This window comes from uncultured Maribacter sp., from assembly GCF_947500405.1.
Taxonomy (GTDB): Bacteria; Bacteroidota; Bacteroidia; order Flavobacteriales; family Flavobacteriaceae; genus Maribacter_B.
Genome location: NZ_CANMRY010000001.1, coordinates 32,611 through 54,763, shown reverse-complemented (window position 1 = coordinate 54,763; position 22,153 = coordinate 32,611). Strand labels below are relative to the sequence as shown.

Genomic DNA, 22,153 nt, shown 5'->3' with positions numbered 1-22,153 from the left:
ATAGCTTGGTTAGCGTAGTTATCCATTGTAAATCTAGTTATGTTTTTGGATTAAAACCAACAAGTTTCTGAAAATTTGAAAAAAACTAAGAGGAATTACTAGTTTTTTAATTTATAGTGCAAAAAAAACAGCAATCTTATAAAGATTGCCGTTTTATATATTTGTATAGGTTTATTCTTCAATTAAAACCCACTCGCCTTTAGTAATTAAAGGTTCGGCTTGTTTGTATTTAACAGTTTTACTTTCTCCAGACATTATGTTTTTAATAGTAACTCTATCGTTTCTACCAATTTTAGGCCTTTCTCTAGTAATAGTTTCAGTAACAGCAGGTCTTTGTCCTTGCGTTTGTCCTGCCGCTCTATTTTGTGCAGCAAGCTCATCGCTATTAGGAATTTCTTCTTTACTGGTTTGTAAATTCTCTTTTGGTCTTCTTACGCTTCCAGCTTCTTGTATGGTAGAGCTCTCAGAAGGTAATTCTCCTTTAAATAAGAAAGAAACTATTTCTTTATTTACCTTATCAATCATACTCTTAAAAAGCTCAAAAGCTTCAAATTTATAAATTAATAATGGATCTTTTTGTTCGTGTACAGCAAGTTGTACAGATTGTTTAAGCTCATCCATTTTACGTAAATGAGTTTTCCAAGAATCATCAATAATTGCTAAAGATATATTTTTCTCAAAATCTGTAACTAACTGCTTTCCGCTACTATCATAAGCTTCTTGCAAGTTCGTAACTACATTTAAGCTTTTTATGCCATCCGTAAAAGGCACCACAATTCTTTCAAATTTATTAGCTTGGTCTTCATAAACCTGTTTAATTACAGGAAAAGCAGTAGTGGCATTACGTTCCATTTTTTCGGTGTAATACTTGTACGCCTCTTTGTATATGGTATTAGCTATTTCTTGTATTCCTAATTTTTCAAAATCTGCTTCGGAAACAGGAGAAGTTATAGAGAAATATTTAATAAGTTCAAACTCAAAATTCTTATAGTCACTTGCTCCTTTATTAGTTTCGGTAATAACTTCGCAAGTGTCATAAATCATATTTGCAATATCCACCTTTAGCCTTTCACCTTGTATGGCATGTCTTCTACGCTTGTAAACAACTTCTCTTTGCGCATTCATAACATCATCATACTCTAAAAGACGTTTACGAACACCAAAGTTATTTTCTTCTACTTTTTTCTGCGCACGTTCTATAGATTTGGTCATCATGCCATGCTGAATAACTTCACCATCTTCTAAGCCCATTTTGTCCATCATTTTGGCTACTCTGTCTGAACCAAATAAACGCATAAGGTTATCTTCTAAAGAAACGTAGAATTGTGAACTTCCTGGATCTCCTTGACGACCAGAACGACCTCTTAACTGTCTATCTACCCTTCTAGAATCATGTCTTTCTGTACCTACAATTGCTAAGCCACCTGCAGCCTTTACAGTGTCTGATAACTTAATATCAGTACCACGACCGGCCATGTTGGTTGCAATAGTTACAATGCCAGGGTTACCAGCTTCTGCAACAACGTCTGCTTCTTTTTTGTGTAGCTTGGCATTTAATACATTATGCGGTACTTTACGTATTGCTAACATACGGGATAGTAATTCAGAAATTTCTACCGATGTTGTACCAATTAATACAGGTCTGCCAGATTGCGATAGTTTGGTAACTTCATCAATAATGGCATTGTATTTTTCTCTTTTTGTTTTGTAAATTAAGTCATTACGGTCATCACGAGCAATTGGTCTGTTGGTAGGTATTTCCATAACATCCAATTTGTAAATCTCCCAAAATTCCCCAGCTTCTGTAATAGCGGTACCTGTCATACCAGAAAGCTTACTATACATTCTAAAGTAATTTTGTAAAGTAACTGTTGCAAAAGTTTGTGTTAAGGCTTCAATCTTTACATTTTCTTTAGCTTCAATGGCTTGGTGTAAACCGTCTGAGTATCTACGACCATCCATAATACGACCTGTTTGCTCATCTACAATCATTACCTTATTATCCATTACTACATACTCTACATCTTTCTCAAATAGAGTGTAGGCTTTTAGTAATTGGCTCATGGTATGTATACGCTCACTTTTTACAGTAAAGTCTTTAAATAGCTCTTCTTTAAGTTCTGCTTCTTTTTCTATTTCTAGATTTTGGTTTTCAATTTTAGCAATTTCTCCACCAATGTCTGGCATTACAAAGAAATCTTTGTCTTGGTCTCCAGAGATATAATCTACACCTTTATCGGTAAGTTCTATTTGATTGTTTTTTTCATCAATTACAAATAACAACTCTTCATCTACCTTAGGCATTTCTCTGTTGTTATCTTGCATATAAAAGTTCTCGGTTTTTTGAAGTAATTGTTTTATTCCTTCTTCACTTAAAAACTTAATTAATGCTTTGTTTTTAGGTAAACCTCTATGCACTCTTAATAAAAGAAAACCACCTTCTTTAGTATCTCCTTCAGAAATATGCTTTTTAGCTTCTGCAAAAACTCCAGTAAGGTATTGTCTTTGTTTTTGAACAATTTCAGAAACTCTTGGTTTAAGTTCATTAAACTCATGACGGTCTCCTTCTGGGACAGGACCAGAGATGATTAATGGTGTACGAGCATCATCTACCAAAACAGAATCTACCTCATCTACAATAGAAAAGTTATGTGGGCGCTGTACTAAATCTTTTGGTGTGTGCGCCATATTATCTCTTAAATAATCAAAGCCAAACTCATTGTTCGTACCATAAGTAATGTCTGCATTATAGGCAGCTCTACGACCATCAGAATTTGGTTTATGATAATCTATACAATCTACAGAAAGACCATGAAATTGAAAAATAGGAGCCATCCATGCACTATCTCTTTTTGCTAAATAATCATTCACAGTTACTAAGTGAGCACCATTTCCTGTTAGCGCATTTAAGTAGAGTGGAAGGGTAGCTACTAAGGTTTTACCTTCCCCAGTTTGCATTTCTGCAATTTTGCCTTGGTGTAATGCAATACCACCTATTAATTGCACATCATAATGGATCATGTCCCAGGTAACTTCTTTACCTGCAGCATTCCAAGAGTTTTGCCAAGTGGCATTGTCTCCTTCTAGGGTAACATATTCTTTTTCTCCAGATAGTTCTCTGTCATATTCAGATGCGGAAACAGTTAATGTAGTATTATTTGCAAAACGTTTAGCGGTTTCTTTAACTACTGCAAATGCTTCAGGTAAAATATCATTTAATGTTTCTTCAGATATTTTGTATGCTTCTTCTTTAAGTTTATCTATTTCGGCATAGATGTCCTCATTCTTGTCTATGTCTGTAGATTCATTTACTTCTTCTGTTAGGGCATTAATTTTAGAAGTAATGTCAGAACAATTTTCTTTTATTTTGTTTTTAAACTCTGTAGTCTTAGCTCTTAGTTCATCATGACTAAGGTTTTCTAGAGCTGCTTCAAAAGATTTTACTTGTTTAATTATGGGTTGTAGTGCCTTAACATCTTTTTCGGATTTATCTCCTACAAACACCTTTAGTATTGAATTTATAAAACTCATAATTTTATTCTATATTTTAGATAGAAAAACATAAACAACTAGTATAGTTAGGTATTGGTTTTTCAATAATTTTTTAAGCCTAGTATATTTTACCAACTGTTTTCTTACATAACAAAAGCTATTCCAGTTTAGGTATTTGTAAATATAGCATTACACGGCTGACAAAATTACATAAAAAAAAAGCCTCCAAGGAGACTTTTTTATAGCAATTGTTATAATATTTTATTAATATTCATCCTCATTCCAGAGGTAATCTTCCTCGGTGGGGTAATCTGGCCATATTTCTTCTATGGACTCGTAAATTTCTCCGCCCTCTTCTTCCATGGATTGTAAATTCTCTACAACCTCTAATGGTGCTCCTGTTCTAATAGAGTAATCTATTAATTCATCTTTGGTAGCAGGCCATGGTGCATCACTCAAATAAGATGCTAGTTCTAATGTCCAATACATATTAAAAGTATGTTTTAATTTTTTGCAAAAATAATTTTTAAATATAAATAGCCAAGTTTTTTTGCTAGTAATTCTGATATTTTATCAACAAAAATCTTTTTCTAATATTTTGATAACGAATAAATAACAAAATTATTAGCCTTTTTTCTCAGGTATCCATTTTATTTCTTCCGCTTTGAGGTCAAACGACAATTTTCGTGCCAATACAAATAGATAGTCGGACAATCTATTAATAAATGACAAAACATTACCATCTGTAGGTTCGTTTTCATTTAAAAAAGAAATCATCCTTTCTGCTCTTCTGCAAACTGTTCGTGCTATATGACAGTATGACACGGTTGTGTGTCCGCCTGGTAAAATAAAATGAGTCATTTGTGGTAACTGTGTTTCCATAGTATCCATATTATCTTCCAAGAAAGTAATATCTACGTCCGATATTTTGGGAATAGAAAGACGTTCTTTTCCGTTCTTTAAAATAGCTTTTTCTGGGTCTGTAGCTAAAATTGCTCCTACAGTAAAAAGTTTATCTTGTATGGTTAGTAGTGTTTGTTTAGAAATACTGTCTATTTCTTGGTCACGAATAAGGCCAATCCATGAATTAAGCTCATCAATAGTACCGTAAGAATCTAATCTAATATGATGTTTAGGAACTCTTGTGCCGCCAAATAGAGCAGAGGTTCCTTTATCTCCGGTTTTAGTATAAATTTTCATATGTATAGCTTTAGGGGGCTTTAGGAGTAGAGAGGTTTATTTTTTATTTTTTCGGTTATAATCGCTCATAAATTTTCTAGATTTCCTATCCTTAGATTTTTGACGATTTCTTATAGAAACAATTAGATATAACATTGCAACTCCGCCTAATACGTAATATATAGTATTTCCTTCCATAATATTCTAATTTACTCGATAATCGAGATTTAAATGCTCCGACACTTGCGTCGAAATCAATGCTAATTTTCCTTCTAATTCCTCGTGAGCTTGCCCCGAGGTAGTTTACTTGATAATCTATATTTTAACGCTCAGAACGTTATTTTGCATTAAAATTAATCTTTTAGTATCTAATTTTAAAATGTTCTTTTTCTTGTTCTTTTCTAAAAAAAAGGATACCACAATAAAATAAATCTACACTTACCTTTACCTCTTTTTGTTTTTTAATCTTTTCCCAAAAGGAATTTTCTTCTTTATTGTTGTGTATATTATTAATAAGAACCCAAGTAGCGTTTTTTATTTCTTTTTCTATAATAGTGTTGCTCCAATCTTTGCAGTTTTCTAAATAAATGCCATCAAATTGGGAAGCATTGGTTTCTAAATTAGGGAAATTTGTTTTAATATTATTTTGATAGAGGCTACTTTCAGAGTCTATCTTTAAATTTTTAACATTAAAATAGTGTATGCTTTTTAGAAGTATATCTACACTTTTTAATGTCGTAAATTTCTTTTTAGTATAAAGTCCTTTTGTAATGTAAGAATATACAAAAGGGGAATGCACACCGTGCTGATTGGTAGCAGAGAATAAAAATTTTATATACGAAATAAAAGAATACATAATAAACTTAACCTTCTAACATAGCAGAAAGCTCAAACCAGCGTTCTGTTTTTGTTTCAATTTCAGAAGTTATTTCTTGTAGTTTTTTTGAAAGCTTAGCAATATCATCTCCAGATAATTCTGGATTTGTAAATTCATTCTGCGCTTTTGTTTTTTTATTTTCAAGTTTTTGTATTTCTCTTTCTAGTTGGTTGTATTCCTTTTGCTCTCCATAGGATAATTTTGTGCCAGTTTTACTCTCGGCTTTCCAAGAGTTTTTAGAATTAGATGTAGCGTTTTCTTTTTGTTCTCTTTTTTCTAAAACCTGACTATCTTCATAGGCTCTGTAATCAGAGTAGTTTCCTGGAAAATTCTCTATTTCTGCATTGCCTCTAAAAACAAATAAATGGTCTACAATTTTATCCATAAAATACCTGTCGTGAGAAACCACCATAAGGCAACCTGGGAAATCTAATAAGAAGCTTTCTAATACATTTAGGGTAACAATATCTAAATCGTTTGTAGGTTCATCCAGAATTAAAAAATTAGGGTTTTGTATTAAAACGGTACATAAATAGAGTCTTTTACGTTCACCACCACTTAATTTTTCTACAAAATCATATTGTTTTTTTCTATCAAAAAGGAAGCGTTCTAAAAGTTGTTGCGCAGATATTTGCCTACCTTTACTAAGAGGAATGTAATCTCCAAAATCTCTAATAACATCGATTACTTTTTGGCCTTCTTTTATTTCAATACCTTTTTGGGTGTAGTAACCAAATTTAATAGTATCTCCAATTACTACCTTTCCACTATCTGGTTGTCCTTTTCCTGCAATTATATTTAAAAAAGTAGATTTTCCAGTTCCATTTTTTCCAATAATACCTACCCGTTCTCCTTTTGTAAAACTATAATCAAATTGGTCTAAAATAGGTTTTTCAGGAAAAGCTTTAGATATTTTATGAAGCTCTATAATTTTACTTCCCATACGGGTCATGTTAATCTCTAACTGAACCTCGTGCTCTTTTCTTCTATTATTAGCTTTTTCCTTAATGGCATGAAAATCGTCTATCCTAGATTTAGATTTTGTAGTTCTTGCCTTTGGCTGTCTACGCATCCAATCTAATTCTTTTTTAAATAATAATTTAGATTTATGGTGTTCTACAGCTTCTTGTTCTTGCCTTGCTTCTTTCTTTTCTAGATAGTAAGAATAATTTCCTTTGTAAGGGTAAAGTTGCCCACCATCAAGCTCTATAATTTCATTACAAACACGTTCTAAGAAGTAACGATCGTGGGTAACCATAAAGAGCGTCATATTTTCTTTAGCAAAATATTGCTCTAACCACTCTATCATTTCTAAATCTAGATGGTTAGTTGGTTCATCTAGAATTAATAAATCGGGTTTGTTAATTAGTGCATCTGCTAAAGCTAATCTCTTTTTTTGTCCACCAGATAATAGACCTACTTTTAAGTTTAAGTCTTCTAACTTAAGTTTAAATAAAATTTGCTTGTATTGGGTTTCAAAATCCCATGCATTAAAACGGTCCATTGCTTCAAAAGCTTTTTGGTAAGCCTCTGCGTCTTCTGGATTGTTTAAAGCTTTTTCATAAGCTCTTATTACTTTTAATACCTCATTATCCGAAGCAAAAATAGTCTCCTCAATAGTGAGGTCAGGATCCATTTTTGGTTCTTGCTCTAGAAAAGAGACTCTGGTTCCTTTACGATAGTTTACTTGCCCACTATCTGGACTTTCTGCACCCGATAGTATATTTAAAATAGATGTTTTTCCACTACCATTTTTAGCAATTAAAGCAATTTTCTGGTCTTTATTAATGCCAAAAGAAAGGTTGTCAAAAAGAACAAGTTCGCCAAAGGATTTAGCAATATTTTCTACAGTAAGTAAATTCATGTTTTAAAACTAGGATTTAATATGGGAGTGCCTTAAATAAAAAAGTATGTAAAGGTACCTTATTATTAATGAAAGTAGTATAAAAATTAAGATAGGAGAGAATACTTGTATTTCTGCAACCCATAAAAACATAGTAACTAAAATTAGTGATAAAAGAATAATGAGATATAGTTTTATGGTTTCTGGAAGTTTGTTTTTTCTTACTAAAAAAGCAAAATATAAGTTTATAGGAAATGCCCATAAGAAATTAAAATTCCACGCAGTTGCAGTATGGTCCGTTCCTAACCATAGAAAGAGTATTAATATGCCAGCAAGACCAGTTGCTGAGAAAAGAACAACATCTAACCATTTTGTTCTTTTTTTTGAGGTATAATCTTTAATTGTTATTACAGTTGTTGCTAATAAGATTAGCCCTAACCAAAAAAGAGGACTAAGAATAAATAAGTTGCTTTTTTCTTCTGGTTTAGATTTTAAAATCATAGCAGTTTTAGAAACTAATGGAGTACCATCTTTTTTTGTAGTGTGTTCTAATTGATGGTACACATAAATTGGGGAAAATTGATGTTCCCAGGGTGTTGCTTCTTTGTCAATTACAGAGCCAAGAGCTAAATCTATCCCAAAAGTAGACCATTCATTTTCAACTAAAAATTCATGTATTAAATCTCTAAATGTTTTTTTATTTTTTAAATGAGGGTAGTTATATAGTAAGTTGTTCTGGGTTACTTTATTTAAAACTTCAGGAATTTTGGTGGCACAATTATCAAACAAGAAATCATATTTATAATACTTGTTTTCTGGAAGTAAATTGTTTTCTAAAAAGGCTATTAGATCGTTTTTCTCTTTTAAATTTAAAGCTAAATGCTGCTCTTTTACCCATTTGTTTTCAACCTTATAGGTGTACATGAAATTTTCAAAAGAATGTCTGCCAATTTTATAGGGTAGTTTTCCTGTAGTAAATTTAAAATAGAAATATGGGTCGCTAAAATTAAACATCCCATAATTATAGGTAACGTCTATTCCTAATGTAGGGTCTTGTATTCTAAAAGCACTATGTCCAAATTTAGAACTAAGTTCTTCTTGAGGTCCTATGGTTAATAGGCTAACTTTAGATAATGGAGATAATTCTATTTTGTTTTGTGCACTGTTAAAAGTGCTGTAAAGAACAATTAAACAAAATAATAATTTTTTAATAAACATGATTAGGAAATAGTTAGTGTAATGCAAATATCTGAATAATTTAGGAACAAATCCCATTCCTGAAAAAATGTCTTACTTTTACGTAAAGTATACGAAAAAAGATGAAAAAACATATTCCTAATTTAATAACCTTAGGTAATTTATTTTGCGGTTGTGTAGCGGTAATTTTTGCAGTTTTAAATCAATTAGAGCTTGCTGCTTTATTTGTTTTTTTAGGTATATTTTTTGATTTTTTTGATGGTTTAGCGGCTCGTGTTCTAAACGTACAAAGTGTTTTGGGGTTGCAGTTAGATTCCCTTGCAGATATGGTTACTAGTGGTTTAGTTCCTGGTATTGTAATGTTTCAATTATTAGCAATGTCTATGTCTGGCGGGTGGAACGTAGATATGGCATCACAAGCGTCGGATGCTACTTTTTGGGTAGGATTAAAAGTTTCGCCTTTACCTTTTTTAGGATTCTTAATTACTTTAGCATCTGCTTATAGGTTGGCAAAATTTAATATAGATGAAAATCAAGTTACTTCCTTTACTGGGCTTCCAACGCCAGCAAACGCTTTATTAATATTGTCGTTACCATTAATATTATTACATCATAATAATGACTTTTTAAATAGTATAATTTTAAATCAGTGGTTTTTAATTAGTGTTATTATACTTAGTACTTATCTTTTAAATGCTAATATTTCTCTCTTTGCTCTTAAATTTAAAAATTGGAGTTTTAAGGATAACGCTTTACGCTATATTTTCATAATTATAAGCTTAGTCTTAATACTAACATTACAGTTTTTAGCAATACCATTTGTTATTATTTTTTATGTTGTAAGTTCTTTTATTACAAACTTAAGTTCTAATAAATAAATTTAATTAGTAAATAGTTATGAGAGTATTAATAAATGAGGGGTTATTTATGAAGAAAGTAATTAAATATAAGCTCCAATTTGCAATTACCTTGCTTTTTTGTTTTGTGTCTACTTTTGTTTTTTCTCAGAAAGATTCTGTAGCAATAGAAACTTCTATAGCTGTTGTAAAAGATATTAGATATGCAACTTATAAGAAAGATACCCTGTTATTAGATTTATACAAGCCAAAAGTCTTTAAAGGAAAATTAAGAACTATTGTTGTAATTAGAGGTGGTGGTTTTAAAGTTGGCGACAAGGATGGCTTTGCAAAAATAGCTAAGGAAATAGCAAAAAGAGGATTTGCAGCAGCATGTATAGAATACAGAACCACAAAAGAAGCGCTTTTTCCAGGAGCTGTTATAGATGCTAAAGCAGCTGTGCAATGGGTAAAAGAGAATGCTAAGGAATACAAATTAAATGCTAATGCGGTTGGTGTTTTAGGGGGGTCTGCAGGAGCGCATTTGGCAATGATGCTTGCAACAACAAATGAAATATCGCCATTAAATCCTGTTGGTAATCCTAATGATTTTAAGGTTAATGCTGCAGTAATATTAGCGGCAGATGCAGATTTTTCCTTAGTACCAGAAAGCGAACCTTTAGCAGAGTGGTTAGGAGTTTCATACACAGAGAATAAAGATATTTGGAAGTTAGCTTCTCCATACTTTCATATTAGTAAAACATCTTCGCCAATGCTATTTATACATAGTAGTGCAGATAAAATTGTTCCATTTAAGCAATCTGTAAATAGTGTAGCTAAGTTATCTACATATGATGTGTATTGTGAGTTGGTTTCTTTACCAAGAGCACCACATGGATTTTGGCACAATAAAGAATTAATGAAGCTTACTTTAGATAAAGCAGTATTATTTTTTGAGGAACAAATGAAGATGAATTAATGGGAGGAGTAAAAAGAAAACACCCAAAAGAAAAAGTTACATTGCATATTAGAAGTAAGCATAGAAATCGTTATGATTTTGATGCTTTAATTACAACTTTTCCAGATTTAAAGCCTTTTGTGCAACCAAATGCATACAACGACTTATCTATTAATTTTTTTGACCCACAAGCGGTAAAAATGTTAAATACCGCTTTGTTAATGCATTATTATAAGATTAGTTTTTGGGAAATTCCAGCTAACTTTCTATGTCCGCCTATTCCTGGAAGGGCAGATTATATACATAATGTAGCAGATGTTTTATATAGAGATGTTCCGGAAATGTTAGAAGAGGGTATTAAGAAAAATAGCAAAATTAAATGTTTAGATATTGGAGTAGGAGCTAATTGTATTTATCCTATTATTGGAGAAGCGGAGTATGGGTGGACTTTTGTTGGTTCTGATATTGACGCAAAAGCAATAGAAGTTGCAGAGAATATTATTAAAAAGAATGCGCATTTAAGGGGAAAAATAGAATTGCGGCAGCAATCCAGTTCTAGAGATTTTTTTAAAGGAATTATTAAAGAGAGGGAGTTGTTTGATTTAACTGTTTGCAACCCTCCTTTTCATGGTTCTTTAGAAGAGGCGCAAAGAGGAACAAGAAGAAAACTAAAAAATTTACAAGGGGATAAAAAAGCGAAACCTACTCTTAATTTTGGTGGACAAGCAAACGAGTTATGGTGTGATGGTGGTGAAATGAAATTTGTAAAAGATATGATTTACCAAAGTAGGCAATTTGCAAATTCATGTTTGTGGTTTTCTACCTTAGTGTCTAAAGAATCTAATTTGCCAATAGTACATAAATTACTAGAAAGAGTGGAAGCAAAAGAAGTGGGCACTTTGCCTATGGGGCAAGGAAATAAAATAAGTAGAGTAGTAATTTGGACTTTCTTGTCTAAAGAAAAACAAAAAGATTGGCGTTTAAAAAGATGGGAATAAAATTAAATATTGATTTTTGGAGTAAGTTTTATTTTTTATGAAAATACCACCAGTTCATTTCTCTAGTTAATGTATATCCTAGTTTTTCATAAAGTTTAATAGCTGCATTACCTTTTGTAGTATGTAAAATTGCTTTTTTTCCGGTTTTTAAAATTTCTTTTGTAGTATGTGCTACCAATTGTTTGGCAAGGCCACGTCTTGTGTAATTAGGGTGCGTAACAACACCGCTAACCTCAATAAAGCTATTCGTTTGTATGCGTTGCCCAGTTACAGCAACTAATATATTGTCTTTAAAAATACCAAAATAAGAGCCCATGTCAAAGCTTCTTTTTTTGTAATACCCAGGCATAACTAGCCATATTAAATCGTAAATTTTATCTACATGTTCTTCTGTGAGAGGTACAATTTCTTCCGTAATTATACAATCTTCTAAAGCACCCTTTAAAACCATTTGTACGCCTTCAATTTTACGATCTAAAACCACAAATTTTTCATCAAATATTGGGTCTATGTTTTCTGAAACTAGAAAAAAATCATTAGTAAGTTTGGCATATTCGTTTAATGCCTTACTGGTTTTTTCTGGGGTCTCAAAAGCTCCAAAAGGACAAATTTTTGGGTCATAAAATTTAACTCCATTTAAAGATATAGCAAATTTTTCATGTGCTTCACTTAACGCATGCCAAACAGGATTTTTTAATGTTTCTTCAAAATTATCCATGAAATTTATTCTTTTTAACTAGAAAAATCAGCCCTTTAAAAATCAAGCTTCTTTTTACGTAATTCAAAGTTTTGTCCAAGGTATACTTTACGTACCATTTCATCCGCAGCTAAATCTTCAGGAATTCCAGATTTTAAAATACCACCTTCAAACATTAGGTAAGACCGTTCTGTAATAGCAAGTGTTTCCTGTACGTTGTGGTCCGTAATTAAAATGCCTATATTTTTATCTTTTAAATGTGCTACAATACGTTGTATGTCTTCTACAGCAACAGGGTCTACACCAGCAAAAGGCTCATCTAGTAATATAAACTTTGGGTCTGTAGCTAATGCTCTTGCAATCTCAGTACGTCTGCGCTCTCCACCAGAAAGTAAATCGCCACGGTTTTTACGAATGTGTCCAAGGCTAAACTCTTCAATAAGAGACTCCATTTTCATGTGTTGCTCTTTTTTGCTTAGTTTGGTAAGTTGTAAAACGCTAAGAATATTTTTTTCAATACTTAGTTTCCTGAAAACAGATGCTTCTTGCGCTAAATAACCAATGCCATTTTGAGCTCTTTTGTACATAGGGAAATTGGTAATTTCCATATCGTCCAAATAGATTTTACCGCTATTTGGCTTAACAAGGCCAACAATCATATAAAAGGAAGTGGTTTTTCCTGCGCCATTTGGGCCAAGAAGACCAACAATTTCTCCTTGGTTTACTTCTAAAGAAATACCTTTAACAACTTGGCGCCCACGATAGGCTTTCATAATATTATCTGCTCTTAGCTTCATATTTTCAAATCTAATTCTATTTGGTTAGCATCAAAAGAATTTATGTAATTTTTAACCAATTCCTTTTTAAGGTCTAACTTGTTTTTAGGTTTTTCTTTGCCTTTTTAGCTTCTTTTTTTAATACATAAGAAGAAATATAAATACTTACCTGATATAAAATTAAAACAGGTACTGCAACAATAATTTGGCTAGCAACATCCGGAGGTGTAATTACAGCAGAAAGTATAAGAACAACAACTAAAGCTATTTTTCTATATTTTTTCATTATCTCTGGAGTTACTATTCCTATTTTGGTTAAAAAGTATATGATAATTGGCAATTCAAAAAGAATACCACATGCTATAACAGAGGATCGTACTGTAGCAATAAATGAGCTTAAATCAAACTCATTTAGTACTTCTTCACTTACTTGGTAAGTTCCTAAAAAGTTAATAGATAATGGCGCTACTATATAATATCCAAATAAAACTCCTAGAAAAAATAAAAAAGAGGCTATTAAAATAAAGCCTTTAGAGTTTCTACGTTCTTTTTCATAGAGCCCAGGGCTAATAAATTTCCACATTTCGTATAAAATATACGGAAAACCAACTATAAAACCAGCCCAAATAGAGGTCCAAATATGTGCAGAAAATTGGCCAGACATTAATCTACTTTGTATGGTAAAAGGTAATTTATCAGCGCAGAAGTCAGAATCAAAACCTAAGTAAGTTGCTATTTCACAAAATAATCTATAGGTTGGAAAATCCATTTTCTTAGGCCCAAAAATAACCGTATCAAAAACAAATCCTCTAAATAAGAAAGCAAGACTTCCTATAATTACAACTGCTAAGGTGCTTCTTATAAGGTGCCAACGTAATTCTTCTAAATGGTCAAGAAAAGACATTTCTGCAGGAGTTTGTTTATTTTTATTACTCATTATAATATGCCTTCGTTTATTAAATTGTGTAAATGAACAACGCCTTGGTATGTATTGTCTTTAATAGCTAGTAATTGAGAAATACCGCTATTTTGCATTATTTCTAAAGCCTTAATTGCAAGTACACCAGTTTCTATTGTTTTTGGAGAAGTGGTCATTATATCTTTTGCGGTAAGCCCTTTAATAGAGTCATGTTTATTAAGCATTCTTCTAATATCCCCATCTGTTACAATACCAACAATTTTATTGTCTTCTAATACTGCAGTTACCCCAAGCATTTTTTCAGATATTTCTACAATAACTTCTTTTACATCTGCATAAATATTAACCTGTGGTTTTTTGTTATTATTAGCTATGTCTTCAACACGTAAATATAGTTTTTTGCCTAATGCACCACCTGGGTGGTATTTTGCAAAATCAGTACTGCTAAATCCTTTTAGTTCTAACAAACAAATAGCTAGAGCATCTCCCATTACTAATTGTGTTGTAGTACTGGTAGTAGGTGCTAAATTATTTGGGCATACTTCTTTTTCTACATAAGTATTAAGAATAAAATTTGCTTGTTGCGCTAAAAAAGATTCTGTGTTTCCGGTAATTCCTATAAGTTTATTTTTGCCTCTTTTTAGTAAAGGGACTAAAACTTTTATTTCAGGTGTATTACCGCTTTTAGAAATACAAATAACAACGTCATTATCTTGTACTGTTCCTAAATCACCATGAATGGCATCGGCAGCATGCATAAAAATAGCAGGAGTTCCAGTAGAATTAAAAGTGGCTACAATTTTACTTGCTATAATAGCACTTTTTCCTATTCCTGTAACAATAACTCTGCCTTTGGCTTCCATAATTGCATTTACGGCATTTGCAAAATTTGCATCTAGCAAATTAGCAATATTGCCTATTGCTTTACTCTGGAGGTCTATTGTTTTTTTTGCTAAATCTAGTATAGCTTTTGTATTGTTCAATGTAATGTGCAATTAAAAGGATTGTATTCCTAAAAGAATGTATTATCTTTAAGAACTGCAAAATTAAGCAAACTTAATTTTATACAATATTTTATAAAATAGAAATTAGCTTTGTTTTATTTAGTAGCTAGGTTTTAAAAGTATAATTTATTAAATTCATGTGATAATATTCACAGGATTAAGTGAAAAATGACAATAGATAGTTATGAGTCGTAATGTTGATGATATACATGCTGCACTAAAAAAGCATTTTGGATTTAATCAGTTTAAAGGCTTACAAGAAGAAGTAATAAGAAAAATCTTAGATGGCAAAAATGCTTTTGTAATTATGCCAACGGGAGGGGGTAAATCTTTATGTTACCAATTACCAGCATTAATGAAAGAAGGTACAGCCATTGTAGTTTCTCCTTTAATTGCTTTGATGAAAAACCAAGTGGATGCCATAAGAGGTGTTTCCTCAGAACATGGTGTAGCACATGTATTAAATTCTTCTTTAAATAAAACAGAAATAAAACAAGTAAAAGAAGATGTAACTAATGGGATTACAAAACTTTTATATGTTGCACCAGAGTCTTTAACAAAGGAAGAATATGTAGAGTTTCTTAATTCTGTAACCATTTCTTTTGTTGCTGTAGATGAGGCACATTGCATTTCGGAATGGGGGCATGACTTTAGACCAGAATACAGAAATTTACGAAATATTGTTGGGAGATTAGGAGATAATATTCCTATTGTAGGTCTTACAGCTACGGCTACCCCAAAAGTACAAGAAGATATTATTAAAAATTTAGGTATTACAGATGCGCAATTATTTAAAGCATCATTTAATAGACCAAATTTGTTTTATGAAGTACGTACCAAAACAGAAAATATAGATGCAGATATTATTCGTTTTGTAAAACAAAATCAAGGAAAATCTGGGGTTATTTATTGTTTAAGTAGAAAACGAGTAGAGGCTTTAGCGCAAGTATTACAAGTAAATGGCGTAAGTGCGGTGCCATACCATGCTGGTTTTGATGCAAAAACAAGGTCTAAGTACCAAGACATGTTTCTTATGGAAGATGTGGATGTAGTAGTTGCTACAATAGCTTTTGGTATGGGAATAGACAAACCAGATGTTCGTTTTGTAATACATAATGATATTCCTAAAAGTATAGAGAGTTATTACCAAGAAACAGGACGTGCAGGAAGAGATGGTGGAGAAGGGCATTGCCTTGCTTTTTATTCGTATAAAGATGTAGAGAAACTAGAAAAGTTTATGTCTGGTAAGCCTGTTGCAGAACAAGAAATAGGAAATGCACTCTTGCAAGAGGTTGTTGCCTATGCAGAAACGTCTATGTCTAGACGTAAATTTATGCTGCATTATTTTGGAGAATCTTTTGATGAGGTAAATGGCGAAGGAGCAGATATGGATGATAATGCTCGTAACCCTAAAGATAAAAAAGAAGCCAAAGAGAATGTAGTAAAACTACTTAGTGTGGTTCAGGGTACAAGTGAAAAGTTTAAAGCCAAAGAGATAGTAAAAACAATAATTGGAGAGGTTAACGCCTTAATATCTTCTCATAAAACTAATGAAAAGCCTTTTTTTGGTATAGGGAAAGATAAAGATTCTAGTTATTGGATGGCACTTATTCGTCAAGTACTTGTTGCAGGGTATCTTAAAAAAGAGATAGAACAGTATGGAGTGTTACGAGTAACTCCAAAAGGGAAAGAATATTTAGATACACCAGAGTCTTTCATGATGACTATGGATCATGTGTATAATGAGGAGAGCGATGCTGCTATTGTTAGTGCGTCTAAAGCTGCAGGGGTTTCAGATGAGAAGTTGTTAAAGCAATTAAAAGATTTGCGTAAAGCACAAGCAGATAAATTAAGTGTACCTCCTTTTGTAGTGTTTCAAGACCCTTCTTTGGCCGATATGGCTTTAAAATATCCTATCTCTATGGAAGAGATGTTAAATATTCATGGTGTAGGAGAAGGGAAAGCAAAAAAATACGGAAAACCATTTGTAGAGTTAATATCCAGTTATGTAGAAGATAATGATATTATTCGTCCAGATGATTTAGTAGTAAAAAGTACGGGCGCAAATTCTGCTTTAAAGCTATATATAATACAAAATGTGGATCGTAAATTGTCTTTAGATGATATTGCTTCTGCTAAAGGTATAGAGCTTCCAGATTTAATAAAAGAGATGGAGCAAATTGTTTTCAGTGGTACAAAATTAAATTTAGGCTATTGGATTGATGAAATTTTGGATGAAGATCAACAAGATGAAATACACGATTACTTTTTAGAAGCAGAAACAGATGATTTAGAAGAAGCCAGTAAAGAGTTTGATGGGGATTATGAAGATGAAGAACTTCGTTTATATAGGTTAAAATTTATTAGTGAAGTAGCTAATTAGTATAAGCATAAAATTAAAAGAGAACCAAATCATTTTGTTATGTTTTGGCTCTCTTTTTTAGTTACGGTCTAGATGTACCTTCGTTTACATTAATACGTTTTAGCTGACGTTTAATTTTTCTTATAGCCGATTCTATAGATTTTTCTGGTTCTATAATATTATATTCTCCCCAAAAATCTGGATCAGAAAAACCTACAGCAGCATCACTTAAAATAATAGAAGATTTAATACGCTCTTTTGGTTTAGGGAGTGATTCTTTAGTGCTCTTTTCCCAATCCGTAACTGCCATTTCGCAGGTCATACTATAAACAGAGTTAAATAATCTCTTATCCCAATCAATTTTAAATTCTAAAAAAACATTGCTGTACCCATAATACCATTTACCATTTTTTTCTCTGTAGTCTACTCTATAGGCAACTTCTGTAGGTCGTACGTTAGCGTTTTTTGGTTTTCTGCGAACAAACATTCTAGATGCAGCTTCTTTGTTTGTAATATTTAATTTATAGGTAGCATTGGTAAGAATTTTGTTTTCAATGTCTATAAAAAGTTTCCCTTTATATAGGGGAGAGTATACATGGGGTTTTTGTTTAAAATTAATAACATAGATTAATTTATCATTTATTCTTGTAGAGCTGTCATAGCTAAAGAGGTAATTGTCCAACGATTCTTCACTAAAAATATATTCAGGATATTTTATAATGTCAATATAAAGAGCATTAAAAGGCCCTCCTTGCAGTTTTAAGGCAACGGTATCTAGTTTATTATAATCCGTACTTTTTCTTGCTTTATATAGTTTTACGGCATCATTTCTTTTAGAGGTGTATGGTGTTTTGTATATATTAACTACGGCTTCAGATAAGGAGACATTTTTTCTTCTTTTCTTTATTGTCTCTCTATAAAAAGCAGTCATTAAAGTTGGGTCGTCAAAATAATTTTCTCCTTTACTTTTTAATGTTTCTCTTACTAGTGCTTCTGCATTTTTTGGAATACTTAAATTAACTTCGGTTAGTTCTGTTACAGAGATAGCTAAATATATTTTTGTTTTATTTTTTTTGAATTCATTTAAAGGAATAATTTTTGTTTTGTATCCTAAGAAAGAAACGATTACATTTTTACTTTCGGTGGAATTTGGAATCTTTAGAGAAAATTCTCCTTCTTTATTTGTTACAGTACTAATGTTTGACTTTTCTATAGCTAGAGTAGCAAAAATCAATGGTTTTTTTGAAGATTCATCTAATACTTCTCCTTTATATTCTGCATAATTAGTTTCTGGTTCTTGAAAAGCAAAAGCTATTGTGCTATTTAAACTTAAAAGAATAAAAGTAGTGAATAGTAATATGGATACTTTTTTGTTTGCTGCCATGGTAATTTTGGATTTTAGAAAACTATTTACTCTCTAGAGCAAAAAGAGACCAACTACAAGGTACTAATTTTTAAATAAAAGTATGTTAAAATGTACTATTTTTTAAGGAAGTAACATGTTAAAAATCAGTGTCATGAGTTTTTGATGAGGTAGATACAAGTCTGTTAATTTCTGCAAGTTCTTTTTCGGTAATATAACGCCACTTTCCAACGGGTACATCTAAAGAGATGTTCATAATACGTTCTCTTTTTAACTTCTTTACATCGTAATTTAAATACTCGCACATGCGTCTAATTTGACGATTTAATCCTTGCGTTAAAATAATTTTAAATTGGTATTTACTTATTTCTTCTACTTCACATTTACGAGTTACGGTATCTAAAATTGGAATACCGTTTCGCATTTGGTGTAAAAAATTTGGCGTTATAGGTTTGTCTACAGTAACAATGTATTCCTTTTCATGATGGTTTCTTGCACGTAATATTTTGTTAACTATGTCACCATCATTGGTTAAGAAAATAAGACCTTCACTTGGTTTATCTAATCTGCCAATTGGAAAAATTCTTTTAGGGTAGTTTATATAGTCAATTATATTATCTTTTTCTACTCTTGTATCGGTAGTGCATACAATACCAATAGGTTTGTTAAAAGCAATATATACGGGTTTTTCTTTAGGTTGGGTAACACTTTCGCCATCTACCTTTACAATATCTCCCTCAATAATTTTAGTGCCCATTTCTGGAACTTTATCATTGATAGTAACTCTGCCTTGTTCTATAAGTTTATCAGCAGCTCTTCTAGAGCAAAAGCCAACTTCACTTAGGTATTTATTAATTCTTGTTTTTTTAGGCTCTGTCATAAAATATTATCTGTAAAGAGTAGTAGTTTTTTATTGGTAAAGTAATAATAGATTAAGGTTCTAAGCCTTATTTTTCAACATAGATTTCTCCTCTATGCGGTTTTAAAGCATCTCTTACTGGTATCATGTTAGATTCCTCTACAACCATATAAGCAATACTATGCATATCATTAAGAACGGAAAAGCCAGTAATGTTTATAGAAAGTCCTTCTATGGTAATATATTCTTTTAAATGTATTTCATGGTGTTCTGCGGTTTTTAATGCTGCAGGACCACGAAAATCCCATATAAGTTTTATTTTTTTATCCATTTAAAATTTTAAATCAAAAATATTAGAGGTCTAAATTAGTAATTCTATATAATATGGGTATTAAATGTAATTAGTAAAAACATAAAATATTGCGAAACACCATCTTATTACTATTTTTGCGGAATGTGTTTATTTAAAATGAATATGAAGTTAAAAATTGCAACACAATTTATTTTGTGTTTGGTAATTGTTTTTAGTGTCTTTTCTTGTGGCTCTTTTATTAAGAAAGAAGAAGAGAAAAAACCCTTGGCAAGAGTAGGAGAGTCTTATTTATATATGAGTAGTGTGGCTCCTTTTTTAAGAAAAGGAATTTCTTCTAATGATAGTGCGGCAATAATTTCTAATTATGTTAATAATTGGGCTTCTAAGCAGTTGTTGTTAAAGAAAGCAAAGATTAATTTACCAGAAGAAAAGCTAGCGGAGTTTGATACTCTAGTAGCAAATTATAAAACGGATTTATATACCAGAGCTTATAAAGACGCTTTAGTGCAACAAGGGAGCGATTCTTTGGTGACTAATGCACAATTAGAAAGTTTTTATGAACGTGAAAAAGAAAATTTTAAGCTCAAAGAAAGAATAGTTAAACTACGTTTTGTAGAGTTGCCTAAACAATTTTTAAATAAAGAAGAGGTAATAAAAAAGCTAAAGAGCTTTAAAAGTCACGATTTAAAATTCTTAGACTCTATTGGTGTTCAGTTTAAGAAATTAAATTTTAATGATTCTATTTGGGTATCTGCCTCTAGAGTTATACAAGAAATACCTCCATTAACTATTGATAATCAGGATAAGTACTTAAAAAAATCACAATTTTTTGAATTGGAGGATGCATTAGGGGTATATTTGGGAAAAATTGTAGAAGTAAAAGAAGTAAATGACGTTGCTCCTTTGTCTTTTGTAAAACCAAATATTAAACAAGTCTTGCTAAGTAGAAGAAAGTTAGATTTTGTTAGAAAATTGGAAACAGAAATAATAGACGAAGCAGTTAAAGAAAAAGAATTTGAAGTATATGTTAAGAATGAATAAAATAAAAGCATTATTTATATGTAGTATGTTTTCTGGAGTTGCTTTTGCACAGGAAGTAGAACAAGAAGTTCCAGATACGCAAATAGAACCTAAAGAAGTAGTAGTAGAAGAAGCAACTATAGAACCTGTAAAAGATTCAGTTACTTTTAAGAGAATTAAGTTAGATGGTATTGCTGCAGTAGTTGGGGATTATGTTATTCTAGAGTCTGACATAGAAAAAACACTGATAGATTTAAAAAGTCAAGGAGCATCTACAGAAGATATTACACGTTGTAGTTTGTTAGGAAAATTAATGGAAGACCGTTTGTATGCCCACCAAGCAGTACAAGATAGTATCTTAGTTTCTGATGATGAGGTAAATGCAACAGGAGATAGGCAACTACAATCTTTAGTACAACAAATAGGATCAATGGACAAGGTCTTAAAGTATTATAAAAAAGAAGATGAGGCTAGTTTTAGAGAGGAATTATTTAAGATTAATAAATTACGTATGTTATCAGAGAAAATGCAGGGTAGCATTGTATCTGAAATAGAAATTACACCGGAAGAAGTAAGACAGTTTTTTAATAAGATTCCAAAAGAAGAAAGACCCGTTTTTGGTGCAGAAATGGAAATAGCACAGATTGTAAAATCTCCAAAACCATCTGAAGAAGAAATACAAAAAGTAATTGATAGATTAAATGAAATTAAGGCCGATGTAGATGATAATGATGCTAGTTTTAGTGTAAAGGCTATTTTGTATTCTCAAGATCCTGGTTCCAAATCTAAAGGAGGGTTTTATAGTATTACAAAAGAAACAGGGTTTGATAAAACGTTTAAAGACGTAGCATTTAGTTTACAAGAAGGAGAAGTTTCAGAGCCTTTTGAAACACAATTTGGATACCATATTATTTTTATTGAAAAAATTAGAGGCCAAGAGTTAGATTTAAGGCATATCTTAATTCAACCAGAAATCTCGGACGATGCATTACTTGAAGCTAAAACAGAGCTAGATAGTATACGCGCTAAAATAAACGAAGGGAAGTTCACTTTTGCAGAAGCTGCTCTTAATTTTTCTGATGAAAAAGAAACAAAGTTTGATGGAGGTTTGTTAAGAAACCCAACAAATTTTGATTCTCGTTTTGAGTTAACAAAAATGGACCCATCTCTATATAACCAAGTAAGAGACTTGAAAGACAATGAAGTTTCTTATCCTATTAGAGAAGATGACCCAAGAGGAGGTCCTCCAAAATATAAGCTATTAAAAGTTACTAATAGGTATGATGAACATGTAGCAGATTTTGCAAAAGACTATATTAAAATTCAGAAATTAGCACTAACAGAAAAGCAGTTCGAAGCTATTAAAGAGTGGATGGATAATCATATAGAAGATACTTATATTAGTGTAAATGACTCTAAGAAAGACTGCGATTTTACCAATAATTGGGTAAAGGAATAAA

Annotated in this window: 19 protein-coding genes; 6 read left to right on the top strand and 13 right to left on the bottom strand. The window is 31.6% G+C overall.

Annotated features, from left to right (window positions below; translation table 11 throughout):
* Nucleotides 1-171: 171 nt before the first annotated feature.
* The 6 genes from secA to Q0945_RS00230 all read right to left on the bottom strand — a co-directional run bounded on the left by secA (nucleotide 172) and on the right by Q0945_RS00230 (nucleotide 8,609).
* Nucleotides 172-3,531, bottom strand: a complete 3,360-nt coding sequence (secA, locus tag Q0945_RS00255) for a preprotein translocase subunit SecA (protein WP_299429600.1) — start codon at nucleotides 3,529-3,531, stop codon at nucleotides 172-174.
* Between the two features lie 225 nt (nucleotides 3,532-3,756).
* Nucleotides 3,757-3,981, bottom strand: a complete 225-nt coding sequence (locus tag Q0945_RS00250) for a DUF2795 domain-containing protein (RefSeq protein ID WP_013994285.1) — start codon at nucleotides 3,979-3,981, stop codon at nucleotides 3,757-3,759.
* A gap of 135 nt (nucleotides 3,982-4,116) precedes the next feature.
* Nucleotides 4,117-4,692 carry a cob(I)yrinic acid a,c-diamide adenosyltransferase gene (locus Q0945_RS00245; protein WP_299429598.1) on the bottom strand — a complete coding sequence of 192 codons (576 nt, stop codon included), beginning with the start codon at nucleotides 4,690-4,692 and terminating at the stop codon, nucleotides 4,117-4,119.
* 340 nt (nucleotides 4,693-5,032) lie between these two features.
* Nucleotides 5,033-5,527 carry a hypothetical protein gene (locus tag Q0945_RS00240; RefSeq protein ID WP_299429596.1) on the bottom strand — a complete coding sequence of 165 codons (495 nt, stop codon included), beginning with the start codon at nucleotides 5,525-5,527 and terminating at the stop codon, nucleotides 5,033-5,035.
* A gap of 7 nt (nucleotides 5,528-5,534) precedes the next feature.
* On the bottom strand, nucleotides 5,535-7,412 hold the full coding sequence (locus Q0945_RS00235) for an ABC-F family ATP-binding cassette domain-containing protein (protein WP_299429595.1): 1,878 nt from the start codon (nucleotides 7,410-7,412) through the stop codon (nucleotides 5,535-5,537).
* Nucleotides 7,413-7,421: 9 nt separating this feature from the next.
* Nucleotides 7,422-8,609 carry a DUF4105 domain-containing protein gene (locus Q0945_RS00230; RefSeq protein ID WP_299429593.1) on the bottom strand — a complete coding sequence of 396 codons (1,188 nt, stop codon included), beginning with the start codon at nucleotides 8,607-8,609 and terminating at the stop codon, nucleotides 7,422-7,424.
* A gap of 101 nt (nucleotides 8,610-8,710) precedes the next feature.
* Here Q0945_RS00230 and Q0945_RS00225 point away from each other — a divergent pair, with 101 nt between their 5' ends.
* The 3 genes from Q0945_RS00225 to rlmF are packed head-to-tail and all read left to right on the top strand — an operon-like array spanning nucleotide 8,711 to nucleotide 11,380.
* The gene (locus Q0945_RS00225) at nucleotides 8,711-9,466 is read left to right on the top strand and encodes a CDP-alcohol phosphatidyltransferase family protein (protein ID WP_299429591.1); all 756 of its coding nucleotides are present in this window, start codon (nucleotides 8,711-8,713) and stop codon (nucleotides 9,464-9,466) included.
* Nucleotides 9,467-9,485: 19 nt separating this feature from the next.
* On the top strand, nucleotides 9,486-10,403 hold the full coding sequence (locus Q0945_RS00220) for an alpha/beta hydrolase (protein ID WP_299429589.1): 918 nt from the start codon (nucleotides 9,486-9,488) through the stop codon (nucleotides 10,401-10,403).
* Nucleotides 10,403-11,380 (top strand): 23S rRNA (adenine(1618)-N(6))-methyltransferase RlmF, encoded by a 978-nt coding sequence (gene rlmF / locus Q0945_RS00215; RefSeq protein WP_299429587.1) that lies wholly within the window; start codon nucleotides 10,403-10,405, stop codon nucleotides 11,378-11,380. The genes Q0945_RS00220 and rlmF overlap by 1 nt, the downstream gene beginning before the upstream one ends.
* A 28-nt stretch (nucleotides 11,381-11,408) precedes the next feature.
* Here the strand turns inward: rlmF and Q0945_RS00210 are convergent, their stop codons facing one another.
* The 4 genes from Q0945_RS00210 to Q0945_RS00195 form a co-directional block, all read right to left on the bottom strand.
* Nucleotides 11,409-12,098, bottom strand: coding sequence for a GNAT family N-acetyltransferase (locus Q0945_RS00210; protein WP_299429585.1), 690 nt, complete (start codon nucleotides 12,096-12,098; stop codon nucleotides 11,409-11,411).
* Between the two features lie 35 nt (nucleotides 12,099-12,133).
* A complete protein-coding gene (lptB, locus tag Q0945_RS00205; protein ID WP_121068106.1) occupies nucleotides 12,134-12,874 on the bottom strand; it encodes an LPS export ABC transporter ATP-binding protein in 741 nt (246 codons plus the stop codon).
* A gap of 73 nt (nucleotides 12,875-12,947) precedes the next feature.
* Nucleotides 12,948-13,790: a twin-arginine translocase subunit TatC gene (tatC, locus tag Q0945_RS00200; protein ID WP_298488238.1), complete on the bottom strand. Its 843-nt coding sequence runs from the start codon at nucleotides 13,788-13,790 to the stop codon at nucleotides 12,948-12,950.
* Nucleotides 13,790-14,755 (bottom strand): KpsF/GutQ family sugar-phosphate isomerase, encoded by a 966-nt coding sequence (locus Q0945_RS00195; RefSeq protein ID WP_299429582.1) that lies wholly within the window; start codon nucleotides 14,753-14,755, stop codon nucleotides 13,790-13,792. Before Q0945_RS00195 ends, tatC begins: the two co-directional genes overlap by 1 nt.
* 205 nt (nucleotides 14,756-14,960) lie before the next feature.
* Here Q0945_RS00195 and recQ point away from each other — a divergent pair, with 205 nt between their 5' ends.
* Nucleotides 14,961-17,159: a DNA helicase RecQ gene (gene recQ, locus Q0945_RS00190; protein WP_299429580.1), complete on the top strand. Its 2,199-nt coding sequence runs from the start codon at nucleotides 14,961-14,963 to the stop codon at nucleotides 17,157-17,159.
* 61 nt (nucleotides 17,160-17,220) lie between these two features.
* On the opposite strand, the gene Q0945_RS00185 is transcribed toward recQ, so the two are convergent.
* The 3 genes from Q0945_RS00185 to Q0945_RS00175 form a co-directional block, all read right to left on the bottom strand.
* Nucleotides 17,221-18,522 (bottom strand): carboxypeptidase-like regulatory domain-containing protein, encoded by a 1,302-nt coding sequence (locus tag Q0945_RS00185; RefSeq protein ID WP_299429578.1) that lies wholly within the window; start codon nucleotides 18,520-18,522, stop codon nucleotides 17,221-17,223.
* Nucleotides 18,523-18,640: 118 nt separating this feature from the next.
* On the bottom strand, nucleotides 18,641-19,381 hold the full coding sequence (rluF, locus tag Q0945_RS00180; protein ID WP_299429576.1) for a 23S rRNA pseudouridine(2604) synthase RluF: 741 nt from the start codon (nucleotides 19,379-19,381) through the stop codon (nucleotides 18,641-18,643).
* A 67-nt stretch (nucleotides 19,382-19,448) separates the two neighbouring features.
* Nucleotides 19,449-19,691: a hypothetical protein gene (locus Q0945_RS00175; protein ID WP_299429574.1), complete on the bottom strand. Its 243-nt coding sequence runs from the start codon at nucleotides 19,689-19,691 to the stop codon at nucleotides 19,449-19,451.
* A 144-nt stretch (nucleotides 19,692-19,835) separates the two neighbouring features.
* Between Q0945_RS00175 and Q0945_RS00170 the strand changes: the two genes are divergently transcribed.
* Both Q0945_RS00170 and Q0945_RS00165 read left to right on the top strand, forming a co-directional pair.
* Nucleotides 19,836-20,714: a peptidyl-prolyl cis-trans isomerase gene (locus Q0945_RS00170; RefSeq protein WP_299429572.1), complete on the top strand. Its 879-nt coding sequence runs from the start codon at nucleotides 19,836-19,838 to the stop codon at nucleotides 20,712-20,714.
* The gene (locus tag Q0945_RS00165) at nucleotides 20,698-22,152 is read left to right on the top strand and encodes a peptidylprolyl isomerase (protein ID WP_299430302.1); all 1,455 of its coding nucleotides are present in this window, start codon (nucleotides 20,698-20,700) and stop codon (nucleotides 22,150-22,152) included. Before Q0945_RS00170 ends, Q0945_RS00165 begins: the two co-directional genes overlap by 17 nt.
* Nucleotide 22,153: the final 1 nt, after the last annotated feature.